The sequence below is a fragment of the Oceanisphaera sp. W20_SRM_FM3 genome (assembly GCF_052119705.1).
Lineage (GTDB): Bacteria > Pseudomonadota > Gammaproteobacteria > Enterobacterales > Aeromonadaceae > Oceanimonas.
Genome location: NZ_JBGQOP010000002.1, coordinates 97,825 through 109,932 on the forward strand (window position 1 = coordinate 97,825; position 12,108 = coordinate 109,932).

Annotated in this window: 9 protein-coding genes; 5 read left to right on the plus strand and 4 right to left on the minus strand. The window is 50.7% G+C overall.

Annotation, left to right across the window (positions count from 1 at the left end):
• The 5 genes from infB (at position 1) to pnp (ending at position 7,258) form a co-directional block, all read left to right on the plus strand.
• Positions 1–2,700 carry a translation initiation factor IF-2 gene (gene infB, locus ACEN2G_RS01780; RefSeq protein WP_442019748.1) on the plus strand — a complete coding sequence of 900 codons (2,700 nt, stop codon included), beginning with the start codon at positions 1–3 and terminating at the stop codon, positions 2,698–2,700.
• Between the two features lie 130 nt (positions 2,701–2,830).
• Positions 2,831–3,283, plus strand: a complete 453-nt coding sequence (gene rbfA / locus ACEN2G_RS01785; RefSeq protein ID WP_442019749.1) for a 30S ribosome-binding factor RbfA — start codon at positions 2,831–2,833, stop codon at positions 3,281–3,283.
• 2 nt (positions 3,284–3,285) lie between these two features.
• Entirely contained in the window at positions 3,286–4,221 is a 936-nt protein-coding gene (truB, locus tag ACEN2G_RS01790; RefSeq protein WP_442019750.1) for a tRNA pseudouridine(55) synthase TruB, read from the plus strand.
• A gap of 220 nt (positions 4,222–4,441) precedes the next feature.
• Positions 4,442–4,711 carry a 30S ribosomal protein S15 gene (gene rpsO / locus ACEN2G_RS01795; RefSeq protein ID WP_442019751.1) on the plus strand — a complete coding sequence of 90 codons (270 nt, stop codon included), beginning with the start codon at positions 4,442–4,444 and terminating at the stop codon, positions 4,709–4,711.
• A gap of 237 nt (positions 4,712–4,948) precedes the next feature.
• Positions 4,949–7,258, plus strand: coding sequence for a polyribonucleotide nucleotidyltransferase (gene pnp, locus ACEN2G_RS01800; protein WP_442019752.1), 2,310 nt, complete (start codon positions 4,949–4,951; stop codon positions 7,256–7,258).
• A gap of 153 nt (positions 7,259–7,411) precedes the next feature.
• On the opposite strand, the gene trhP is transcribed toward pnp, so the two are convergent.
• From trhP to ACEN2G_RS01820, 4 genes are all read right to left on the minus strand, one after another.
• Entirely contained in the window at positions 7,412–8,803 is a 1,392-nt protein-coding gene (gene trhP, locus ACEN2G_RS01805; RefSeq protein WP_442019753.1) for a prephenate-dependent tRNA uridine(34) hydroxylase TrhP, read from the minus strand.
• Between the two features lie 151 nt (positions 8,804–8,954).
• A complete protein-coding gene (locus ACEN2G_RS01810) occupies positions 8,955–9,299 on the minus strand; it encodes a YgiW/YdeI family stress tolerance OB fold protein (protein WP_442019754.1) in 345 nt (114 codons plus the stop codon).
• Between the two features lie 751 nt (positions 9,300–10,050).
• Positions 10,051–11,046 carry a type I glyceraldehyde-3-phosphate dehydrogenase gene (gene gap, locus ACEN2G_RS01815; protein WP_442019755.1) on the minus strand — a complete coding sequence of 332 codons (996 nt, stop codon included), beginning with the start codon at positions 11,044–11,046 and terminating at the stop codon, positions 10,051–10,053.
• Between the two features lie 179 nt (positions 11,047–11,225).
• Complete coding sequence (locus ACEN2G_RS01820; RefSeq protein ID WP_442019756.1) at positions 11,226–12,029, minus strand: DUF2989 domain-containing protein; 804 nt, start codon at positions 12,027–12,029, stop codon at positions 11,226–11,228.
• Positions 12,030–12,108: the final 79 nt, after the last annotated feature.

Genomic DNA, 12,108 nt, shown 5'->3' on the forward strand with positions numbered 1-12,108 from the left:
ATGGCAGAAGTTACATTATCGCAGCTCGCCAGCGACATAGACACATCAGTAGACCGTCTTGTGCAGCAGTTTAGCGAAGCCGGTATGGAAAAAAAGATCGGTGATTCCGTTTCGGAAACCGAAAAAGCCGATTTACTGACGTTTTTAAAGAAACAGCATGGCGGCGCGGCCGATGAGCCGAAGCGCATGACGTTACAGCGTAAAACCATGAGCACTTTAAACGTGCCCGTGGTCGGTGGTAAGAGTAAAGAAGTGCAGGTTGAAGTACGCAAGAAGCGTACTTACGTAAGACGCGACACGGCTGAAGAGCTACAGCGTCAGCAAGAAACCGAAGAGCAGGCGCGTCTGGAAACAGAAGCGCAGGCTCAACAGCAAGCAGAAGAGCAAGCTAAACGTGATGCAGAAGCTACGGCCAAACGCGAAGCGCAAGAGAAAGCCAAGCGTGACGCGGAAGATAAAGCCCGCCAGGCTCAGCCGCAAGCTCAGAACACCAAAGAGCAGGGGAAAGTAAAACCCCAAAGCAAAGAGCCGAAAAAGGTGGACGATATGGCCAAGAGCGAAGCAGAAAAGTTGAAGCAGCAGCGTGAGCAAGAAATCTTACGCAAGGCCGAGCTGGATGCACAACAAAAAGCAGAAGAAGTACGTAAGCTGGCTGAAGTAAACGAAAAGCGTTGGGCTGAAGAAGCTGCCGCTGCCAAGAAGCCAGAAGACGCAGACTACCATGTGATGACCAACGCATCTGCCAAGGCCGCAGAAGACGAAGCGGATAAGTCTGAAGAAAATAAAGCCCGTCGTAGCACGGGTGGCAAGAAGCGCAGTGGCGGTAAATCGAAAGAAGACCGTCTTGAGCGTGAAAACCGTAACGAGCGTCTGCGTAAAGGCAAGCGCGCCAAGGTGATGATGCCTAACTCCATGAAGCACGACTTCCAAAAACCGGCGCAAGCCGTGAATCGTGACGTGGAAATTGGCGAAACCATTACCGTGGCTGAGCTGGCAAACAAGATGGCCGTTAAAGGCGTCGCCGTCATCAAGGTGATGATGAAGATGGGCGCCATGGCCACCATTAACCAAGTGATCGACCAAGAAACTGCGCAATTAGTGGCAGAAGAAATGGGCCACAAGGTGACCTTACGCCGCGAAAATGAATTAGAAGAACGCGTATTGCAAGATCGTGATACCGATGCAGCACGTGAAACTCGCGCACCCGTAGTGACTATCATGGGTCACGTTGACCACGGTAAGACCTCAACGCTTGACTACATCCGTCGCGCCAAAGTGGCCTCGGGTGAAGCGGGTGGTATTACCCAGCACATTGGTGCTTACCACGTAGAAACTGAGAATGGTTCTATCACCTTCTTGGATACCCCAGGCCACGCGGCGTTTACGTCAATGCGTGCTCGTGGTGCCAGCGCCACCGATATCGTCGTGTTAGTCGTCGCCGCAGACGATGGTGTTATGCCACAGACAGTTGAAGCTATTCAGCACGCGAAAGCGGCCGGTGTACCTTTGATTGTGGCTGTTAACAAGATGGATAAGCCGGACGCGGATCTCGATCGTGTGCGCAGCGAATTGTCTCAGCATGGCGTGATGTCAGAAGACTGGGGTGGCGAAAACATCTTTACCTATATCTCAGCTAAAACCGGTGAAGGTATTGATGACTTGTTAGAAGCCATCTTGCTGCAGTCTGAAGTATTGGAATTGAATGCCGTTATCGATGGCATGGCATCCGGTGTGGTCATCGAATCACGTCTTGATAAAGGTCGTGGTCCTGTTGCGACCGTACTAGTACAAGAAGGTACGCTGAACCAAGGCGATATCGTATTGTGCGGACTCGAGTATGGCCGTGTTCGTGCCATGCGCGATGAATTAGGTCGTGACATTAAGTCAGCTGGTCCGTCTATGCCGGTGGAAATCTTAGGTCTGTCTGGTGTGCCAGCAGCCGGTGATGAAGCTACAGTAGTGCGTGACGAGAAGAAAGCCCGTGAAGTGGCACTCTATCGTCAAGGCAAGTTCCGTGATGTGAAGCTGGCTCGCCAGCATACCGCTAAGCTCGAAAACATGTTTGCTAACATGGAAGATGGCGAAGTGGCAGAAGTGAACTTGGTACTGAAAGCAGACGTACAAGGTTCTATCCAAGCCATTGCCGACTCACTTCAGCAGCTGTCTACGGACGAAGTGAAAGTGAAGATTATCGGTTCTGGTGTAGGTGGTATTACTGAAACTGACGCCAGCTTAGCCGCCGCTTCTAACGCCATTATCTTAGGTTTTAACGTACGTGCCGATGCCTCTGCGCGTAAGATGATTGAAGCCGAAAACATCGACTTGCGTTACTACAGCGTGATTTATGAGCTGATCGACGAAGTTAAGCAGGCCATGACTGGCATGTTGGCTCCTGAGTTTAAGCAAGAAATCATCGGTCTGGCTGAAGTACGTGATGTGTTCCGTTCGCCTAAGTTTGGTGCGGTAGCCGGTTGTATGGTGACCGAAGGTAACGTTAAGCGTAATAATCCAATCCGAGTATTGCGTGATAACGTAGTGATTTACGAAGGCGAGCTGGAATCTCTGCGCCGCTTTAAAGACGATGTGCAAGAAGTGCGTAATGGCATGGAATGTGGTATCGCGGTGAAGAACTACAATGACGTTCGTCCTGGCGACCAGATTGAAGTTTTCCAAATCGTAGAAGTACAGCGTACCCTGTAAAGGCACGCCGGCCTGCAGTATTAAAGGTCGCAAGAGTGAGCCCTTTGCCTCGGGCTGAGGGCTACTCTACAGTTAACTTAATCAATATAAAGGGGCCTAAAGGCTCCTTTTTTAATGGGATGAGCACATCATGGCCAGAGAATTTAGCCGTTCACGTCGAGTGGGCCAAGAATTACAGCGCGAAATCGCACTGATCTTACAACGCGAAATTAAAGACGACCGCTTAAGACTGATCACCGTCTCCGGTGTTGAGCTGTCGAAAGACTTAAGCTCAGCCAAGGTGTTTGTGACGTTTTTGGATAATGATCCTGAGAACATAGTTCAAGGCATGAGAGTATTAAAAGACGCTAGCGGATTTATTCGCAGTCAAGTGGGCAAGGCCATGCGCCTGCGTATCACCCCTGATTTGCGTTTTACTTATGATCAAAGCTTGGTTGAAGGCATGCGTATTTCTACCTTAGTCTCGAGCACCATTGCCGAAGATGAGCGTCGTAGCCAAGAATTCGGTAGCGACCAGCCTGCGGCCGATGCTGATCAAAACGACGATCAAGACCAAGATCAAGCAGCAGAAAAGAAGGATTAATCATGGGGCGTCAGCGTCAATTTCGTGGCCGTGCAGTAGACGGCATACTGCTGCTAGACAAGCCAGCAGGCATTACTTCTAACGATGCATTGCAACAAGTGAAGCGTATTTATGCCGCGGCGAAAGCCGGACACACAGGGGCGCTGGATCCCTTGGCCACAGGTATGCTGCCCATTTGCTTGGGCGAAGCCACTAAGTTTTCTCAGTTTCTGCTGGAAGCCGATAAGCGCTATCGTGTGGTGGCAAAACTTGGTCTGCGTACCGATACCAGCGATGCGGATGGCGAAGTGGTAGAGACGCGCTCGGTTAATGTGACAGACGACGCCTTGGCGGTCGCCTTGGACAGTTTTCGCGGCACCACGCAGCAAATTCCATCCATGTATTCGGCGCTAAAGTATCAGGGTAAACCCTTATATCATTACGCACGGGAAGGCATAGAGGTGCCAAGAGAGTCACGCCCCATTACCGTATTCGAGTTGATACTGGTACGTTTTGAAGGTGATGAGCTGGAGTTAGAAATTCACTGCAGCAAGGGCACCTATATTCGCACCATAGTCGATGACTTAGGTGAAATGCTCGGTTGTGGAGCGCACGTAGCGGTATTGCGTCGCTTGGCGGTGGCTGGCTATCCGAGCGAGCGCATGGTTACCCTAGAACAATTGGCCACTATACTCGAAGACTGCCGCGCGCAAGAGACATTACCGCGCTTGGAGTTGGATCCGCTGTTGCTACCCATGGACACGGCCGTGGCCGGTCTTCCGGAAGTCAACATGTCTGAGCTGGTGGCCGGTTACATTAACCAAGGCCAAGCGGTGCAGGTGTCCGGTGCACCAAGCAGTGGTCAAGTGCGCATGACAGTGGGCGAGCAACGCCTTTTTATCGGTGTTGGCGAGATTGACGACGACGGTAAAGTGGCACCTAAGCGGTTAGTACGTTAATTGGGTGATCGTGAGGCGTAAGAGGTGAAGAGTGAGGTGTTAGGGCCAACTCCTCACGCCTTACTCATATCGCCTCACTCGCTAAACTATAACCACTCATTTATTAGCAAGCTAATTTTGGACTTGCGCAGCCGTACTTTACTGGTAGAATGCGCAGCTTACTTTCCAGCTGAATTAGTGATCGGCTGGAGAACACATTCATTTTTTTGGAGTACACAAGATGTCACTAAATGCAGAAATTAAAGCGCAAATCGTTGCTGACAACGCCCGTGGCGAAGGCGATACCGGTTCACCTGAAGTGCAAGTTGCTTTGTTGAGCGCGCAAATCAACCACCTGCAAGGTCACTTCAAACAGCACATCCACGATCATCACAGCCGTCGTGGTCTGTTGCGCATGGTATCTCAGCGTCGTAGCTTGCTAGACTACCTGAAGCGTAAAGACGTAGCGCGTTACACTGCACTGATCGCTAAATTGGGTCTGCGTCGTTAATCGACACACTCAGTTTAATAAAAAGGGGCTTAGGCCCCTTTTTTGTTGCCTGATTTTCACCGTCAAGGGTAAAGCGTGAGGCGTGAGGGGTAAGTGAGTAAAAAAGCATCGAACCTAAGAGCAGGCTAGCTCCCGACGCCTTGCTCACAACCCGCATTCGCTGTGCTTTAGCCCATAATCACGTATACTGTGGCGGTATATTAAAAGACTAAAAACATATATTAAGGAATCTAAAACGTGAATCCTATCGTAAAAACCTTCCAGTATGGCCAACATACCGTCACCCTAGAAACGGGCGTCATGGCTCGTCAGGCAAGTGGTGCCGTTATGGCCAGCATCGATGATACCGCCGTGCTCGTCACAGTGGTGGGCAAACGTGATGCGGATGAAAGCAAAGACTTTTTCCCGCTGACCGTTAACTATCAAGAGCGCACCTATGCAGCAGGCCGTATTCCTGGCAGCTTTTTTAAACGAGAAGGCCGCCCATCAGAAGGCGAAACGCTGACCTCACGTTTGATTGACCGCCCAATCCGTCCGTTATTCCCCGCCGGCTTTAAAAATGAAGTGCAGGTGATTGCCACAGTGGTGTCTGTAAATCCTGAAATTTCACCGGACATTATTGCGCTGCTGGGTACGTCTGCGGCCTTAGCCATCTCTGGACTGCCGTTTGCTGGTCCTATTGGTGCGGCTCGTGTGGGTTACATCAATGGCGAGTACGTATTAAACCCAACCGTGACTGAGCTGGCTAACAGTGAGCTGGATTTAGTAGTGGCCGGTACCGCCAATGCGGTATTAATGGTTGAGTCTGAAGCCAACATCTTGCCAGAAGACGTCATGTTGGGTGCCGTGGTTTATGGCCATGAGCAACTGAACGCTGCCGTCACTGCGATTAAAGAATTTGCCGCCGAAGTGGGCACTCAGCCTTGGAATTGGCAGCCAAAAGCCGAAAACGTAAGCCTAAAAGCGCAAGTGGCCGAACTGGCAACGGAACAAGTTGGCGAAGCCTATCGTATTACCGATAAAACCGCTCGCCGCGCTGCCCTGAGCATCATCAAAGCTAAAGTATTAGCCGCAGTATTAGCCAGCAACCCTGAGCAAAACAGCAAAGAAGTCGCTGAGCAATTTTCTGCCCTTGAGAAGCACATAGTACGTGGTCGTATCGTGCGCGGTGAGCCCCGTATCGATGGTCGCGAACCGGACATGATACGTGCGCTGGATGTAGCCACTGGCTTATTGCCGCGCACTCATGGCTCTGCCTTGTTCACCCGTGGTGAAACTCAAGCCTTAGTGGTTGCGACGCTTGGCACCCAACGTGATGCACAGTTAATTGATGAGCTGACGGGTACTCGTACCGACAACTTTATGCTGCATTATAACTTCCCTCCCTTTTGCGTCGGCGAAACCGGCATGGTGGGTAGCCCTAAGCGTCGTGAAATCGGCCACGGTCGTTTGGCCAAGCGTGGCGTAGCCGCAGTTATGCCAAGCGTGGATGTGTTCCCATACACGGTACGCGTCGTGTCAGAAATTACCGAATCGAATGGCTCTTCTTCCATGGCCTCGGTGTGCGGTACTTCATTGGCACTGATGGACGCCGGCGTGCCCATCAAAGCGTCTGTAGCCGGTATTGCCATGGGCTTAGTTAAAGAAGATGAAAACTACGTAGTGCTGTCAGATATCTTGGGTGATGAAGATCACTTGGGCGACATGGACTTTAAAGTGGCCGGTACTACCCAAGGTATTACCGCACTGCAAATGGACATCAAAATCGAAGGCATTACTAAAGAGATCATGGCCGCGGCACTTAAGCAGGCTCGCAACGCCCGTTTGCACATCCTGAAAGTGATGGACCAAGCCATGCAAGCGCCGCGCGAAGAGATTTCTGACTTTGCCCCGCGTATTCACATCATCAAGATCAATCCAGAGAAGATCCGCGATGTGATCGGTAAAGGCGGCGCCACTATCCGTGCGCTGACCGAAGAAACCGGTACTACTATTGAGCTTGACGATAACGGCACAGTGAAAATTGCCGCCGTGGATGGCGAGGCAGCCAAACTGGCCATTAGCCGCATTCAGCAGCTGACCGCCGAAGTGGAGCCGGGCACTATTTATCAGGGGCAGGTAGTACGTTTAGCTGACTTTGGTGCCTTCGTGAATATTTTGCCAGGCAAAGACGGCTTAGTGCATATCTCACAGATCACCGAAGAGCGCGTGAAAAACGTCTCGGACCATTTGACCGTAGGTGAAACGGTTGCCGTTAAGGTATTGGAAGTAGACCGCCAAGGCCGTATTCGCTTATCCATTAAAGAAGCGAAAGAGCCAAGCGAAGCAGCTGTTGCCGAAGCTGTTATGGTCGAAGCAAACGTTACCGAAGTCACTGCCGCAGATGCCACCGCAGTGGTAGACACCGCAGCGCCTGCTGAAGCCGCAGCCGAGCGCCTTGCTGAAACAGCAACGCCCGTGCAAACTCAAACTGCAGCACCAGCACCAGCACCAGCACCAGCAGATGAAGCAGCACCTGCTAATCATGATGAGAAACGAGCTGAGTAATTAGCCAGCCTCATCAAAATAGCCAACAAAAAGCCGAGACAGTGTCTCGGCTTTTTTATTTAGAGAATATAGTGAGGCGTAAATGGTGAGGCGTGAGGTGGAAAATCAGGCTTCTCTGCTTAGCTTGGCGTTATTCTTCATACTTCACAGCCCTTATAGATGACGCAATAAAATCGCAAAATCGGCATCTATATCTTGAGCCAGTGGAATAAACACCACATGGCCGCTGCCGGGCGCTACGTCTACCAACTCATTCTTGCGGTTTTTAATCTGCTCTAGAGTGAAGCTAATATTGCCGGCCGGCGTCATTAGCTCTAACTGGTCGCCGACGCTGAATTTATTCTTCACTTCCACTTCTACCCAGTCGCCGTCGCGCCGCGTTACGTCACCCACAAATTGCTGTTGAGTCGACACCGAGTGGCCGGTCTCATAGTTCTGATAATCGCTGTGGGCGTGACGCTTAAGAAAGCCTTCGGTGTAACCGCGATGAGCGAGGTTTTCCAAGGTGCTCATCAAGCTCACATCAAAGGGCTTGCCAGCTACTGCATCGTCGATGGCCTTGCGATACACCTGAGCGGTACGTGCTACGTAATAAAAGGACTTAGTACGGCCCTCAATTTTTAAGGAGTGCACGCCCATCTGGGTTAAGCGCTCCACATACTGCACGGCGCGCAAGTCTTTGGAGTTCATGATGTAGGTGCCATGCTCGTCTTCATAAGCGGCCATGTATTCGCCGGGTCTGTTACTTTCCTCTAATAGCACCGGATGCTCGTAAGGCGCACCCGCACCTAGCGTGGGAGCTGGGCGTTGAGACAAGGCTTCTTCGGCAGGATTGATTTTTTGCACCACAATCGGTTCTTGGCGGTGCACAATTTGGCCGGCGTCGTCTTCTTTGGCGTCATGGACCTTGTATTCCCAACGACAGGCATTGGTACAAGTGCCCTGATTGGGGTCGCGCTTATTGATGTAGCCGGACAATAAACAGCGGCCCGAATACGCCATGCACAGCGCGCCGTGTACAAACACTTCCAGCTCTACTTTCGGGCACTGGGCGTGAATTTCTTCAATTTCTTCCAGCGATAATTCCCGCGATAAAATAACGCGCTCTATGCCGTAGTCTTGCCAAAATTTTACCGACGCCCAGTTCACGGCATTGGCTTGCACCGACAGGTGAATGGTCACCTCGGGGAAGTGCTGGCGTACCAACATGATCAAACCCGGATCCGACATAATTAAGGCATCGGGTCCCATGTCGATTACCGGCTGCATATCGCGAATAAAGGTTTTTAGCTTGGCGTTATGGGGCTGAATGTTCACGACGACATAGAACTTTTTGCCTAAAGCATGGGCTTCATCTATGCCAATTTTTAGATTTTCGTGATTAAACTCGTTATTGCGCACTCGCAATGAATAACGAGGCTGGCCTGCATACACGGCATCGGCACCGTAGGCGAAGGCATAACGCATATTTTTTAAGGTGCCAGCAGGAGAAAGCAACTCGGGAACGAAAGGAACAGTAACGGAAGTAGGTAGGGCGTTAGACATTAAATTTATCTCTGATATCAAGTCAGCAGGCGGTCTTGGAAGACGGCCGAATCCGGCATTTTACTATGCCAAGTGCTCAATATCGAGGTTATGCCGCCCGCATCTTAAGGTGATTTGATCTTGGTCAAGGATGTGGGCGGCTGATAACGGGTTAACGAGCCAGCTCTAGGTGCTCTACTTCAAGCTCATTGCCGTTATCTTCTTCTTCCAATTGTCCCCAAATGGTTAATTTGGTCCGCGAAGAGGCGCGCATGTTACGCCATTTATCTTCATCAATTTCCACCACTATGGTGCCGGTGCCATCTTCAAACAGGTATTTTTCTTTACCGATTTGCTCGACCACGTAGCCGGTGAGGCGAATATCATGGTCATCGTCCATTTGCAGCGCTTGTGCCACCGACACCCAAGGTTGGTCATAGGAAAAATTAGAGCCGGCCACCGCAGCGCCAGCTGTCAGGGTTAAGCCCAAAGTCGCGCTAAGCAGAGTTTTCTTCATAATGAGCCCTTGATTATGGTTTATAGAATCACTTTTGGCGCAGCATAGCCCCAAGTCTGGGCAGTGACTAGCGGTTAAGGCGTCAATCGGACAAGTTTGGACCTAAGGAATAGCGCCGAGCTCTGAGCCTGTCTCTTAGTCACAAGTATGTAAGGCATGAAGAGACGGTAGGCTTGCCTCCGTCAACGTGCTAAAGGTTAATGACACTCATCATTTCAGCCTACTGCGAACATTCACTGGATGTTCGGCTAGGCTGAAATGATTCGTCACGGCGAGGCAAGCTCGCCCCATACGCGCTCGGAAAATGCCGTTGAGCGCCATGGACGGCGCGAGTGTCAACATTGCAGGAGCCTTTGTTGACCATGGCATTTGACGGTTGACTCCGACAATGCCCACGGCCTCTTCCGATGATAGGTCGCCTATTAATAATGCCGACCACCCACTCTGGTGCCGACGGGAAGGCAGAGGGCGCCAGCTCAGCCGACCATCTGCGCCAAGGATGGCGCAGTTGAGCCCCCAGGGATGGGTTTACGGCGTGTCGGAGGAGCGGTGCGCTCCGCCTGATATCACCATTAAAAACAACAAAAAGATGTGACTAAGAGACAGGCTCTGAGCGTCTAGCTCTAAGTAGAATTCGAGGTAAGCATAAGCTTACGGGGTTGATAATGGATAAACAGCAGGCCCAAAAAAGCCCCCGTTATTTGTTAAACGGAGGCCAGATACTTTAGTGCTATTAATAACTCACTTAGACTTATTTTGAAATATATGAAATTAAGTCCAAGGTCTTGTGGGAATAGCCCATTTCGTTGTCATACCAGGCGACCAATTTTACAAAATTGTCGTTCAGTGCGATACCGGCGCCGGCATCAAACACACAGGTGTGGGTGTCGCTCATAAAGTCAGTAGAGACCACGGCATCTTCTGTATAGGCCATTATACCCTTGAGACTACCGGCTGCGGCGGCCTTAATAACGTCACAAATCTGTGCATAACTGGCCGATTTTTCGATGCGCACCGTGAGATCTACCACGGACACGTTTGGCGTGGGCACGCGAAATGACATGCCGGTTAGCTTGCCGTTCAGCTCAGGGATCACCTTACCCACGGCCTTAGCGGCACCGGTGGAGGAGGGGATAATATTCTGGCTGGCACCACGGCCACCGCGCCAGTCTTTTTTAGACGGACCATCGACGGTATTTTGGGTGGCTGTCATGGCGTGCACTGTGGTCATCAAGCCTTCGACTATGCCAAAGTTATCGTTGACAACTTTCGCCAGCGGTGCCAAACAGTTAGTGGTGCAAGAAGCATTGGAGACGATATCTTGGCCTGCGTATTTTTCTTGGTTCACCCCCATCACGAACATAGGGGTGTCATCTTTTGACGGACCCGTGAGCACCACTTTTTTGGCACCGGCGTGAATGTGCGCGCGGGCCTTTTCATCCGTCATAAAGATGCCGGTGGCCTCGGCGACTACGTCGACATCTAACTCGCCCCAGTTTAAATCGGCAGGGTTGCGCTCGGCTGTAACGCGTACAGGTTTGCCATTAACGATTAATCTGTCACCTTCAATTTGCACATCGCCTTGAAAACGCCCGTGAGTGGAGTCGTATTTCAGCATGTAGGCCATGTACTCTAAGTCTTGCAAGTCGTTGATGGCGACGACTTCCATATCTGTACGCTCACAAGCCGCGCGAAACATCAGGCGACCGATACGACCAAAACCATTAATAGCTAGCTTAATTGTCATTTTGTTACTCTGTGCTATGGAGAGATAATGTAGGGGCTACGCTGACAAAAATAACCGTCAGCGTCAATCGCGTTATAAGCTGAGCCTAGCTGCGGCTCTTATTACTGCTTATTTATTGCCTATGTTTTGTTGTTTATGTTGAGTTATTTATGCTGCGTTATTTAATTAAAGCGCCAGCATTATATGGGGCTGGGTGCGCGATACGTACCTTGTTTGAGCTGTTCTAAAATATCCTCGACGCGTTGCTGCATTTGTTGCTGCTCGCCGTCACTAAAGCGTGCATAGGTCTCCATGCGACCCTCGTCTATGTTTTGCTCATAGTCCAAGTTACTCAAGACCCGTGTCCACACCCAAGCGTCTTGATAGCGCTTTTGGCGAACCGCAAGCGTCAGTAAGTTCGCAATAATATCACTATTAATGACATCACTTTTGTTATAAAGACTCAGCGCTGTGTGCAAGGCATGCGCGGCGCGAGCGTGATCGCGCAGCATCAGCAATTCGGCCAGCGAATTTTGTAAGTCAGGTACTTGCATCTCGGGGCGGTCGGCTAATTTAATAAAGCGCGCCTTGGCCTGTTGGCTGCCTTCATGCTGCCAATGCCACAGCAACAATGGCGGATAATCCGAGTCTTTAGTGTCGGCGGCCAGTTGATTCATGGTTTCTTTGGCATGATAAACCGCATCTACTTTGTCGGTTTTACGTTCTTTACGGCGGGTATACTCGATGGCAAGTAGCGGGTCTAAACAGTCGTGATAAGCGCTGACTTTAAGCAATAAGTCATAGTCATTGGCATCACTGATGAGGGTGGCCTGCTGTTTACGAGCACGAATAAGGGCGGTACGTTCGAACTTACACCAACCGTCGGAGTGCAAATCAACACAAAATTGTGGTGTGCCTTCACAAATATTGGGAATGCGATCTCGGTCACAAGCTGCTAAAAACAAGGGGGTTGCCAGCAGCAAGAACATCTGTTTTTTCTTCATGTGAGTATGCGCCCAGCTGTGCTTAGTCTGGTAATCATACCCCCTATCTACTAAAATGGTCGCACTTAAATAGAGCTGA

Bases quoted from the DNA above. Each gene is read 5' to 3' on its own strand.
- infB (WP_442019748.1), top strand. From the start codon at position 1: ATGGCAGAAGTTACATTATCGCAGCTCGCCAGCGACATAGACACATCA.
- rbfA (WP_442019749.1), top strand. From the start codon at position 2,831: ATGGCCAGAGAATTTAGCCGTTCACGTCGAGTGGGCCAAGAATTACAG.
- truB (WP_442019750.1), top strand. From the start codon at position 3,286: ATGGGGCGTCAGCGTCAATTTCGTGGCCGTGCAGTAGACGGCATACTG.
- rpsO (WP_442019751.1), top strand. From the start codon at position 4,442: ATGTCACTAAATGCAGAAATTAAAGCGCAAATCGTTGCTGACAACGCC.
- trhP (WP_442019753.1), bottom strand. From the start codon at position 8,803: ATGTCTAACGCCCTACCTACTTCCGTTACTGTTCCTTTCGTTCCCGAG.
- ACEN2G_RS01810 (WP_442019754.1), bottom strand. From the start codon at position 9,299: ATGAAGAAAACTCTGCTTAGCGCGACTTTGGGCTTAACCCTGACAGCT.
- gap (WP_442019755.1), bottom strand. From the start codon at position 11,046: ATGACAATTAAGCTAGCTATTAATGGTTTTGGTCGTATCGGTCGCCTG.
- ACEN2G_RS01820 (WP_442019756.1), bottom strand. From the start codon at position 12,029: ATGAAGAAAAAACAGATGTTCTTGCTGCTGGCAACCCCCTTGTTTTTA.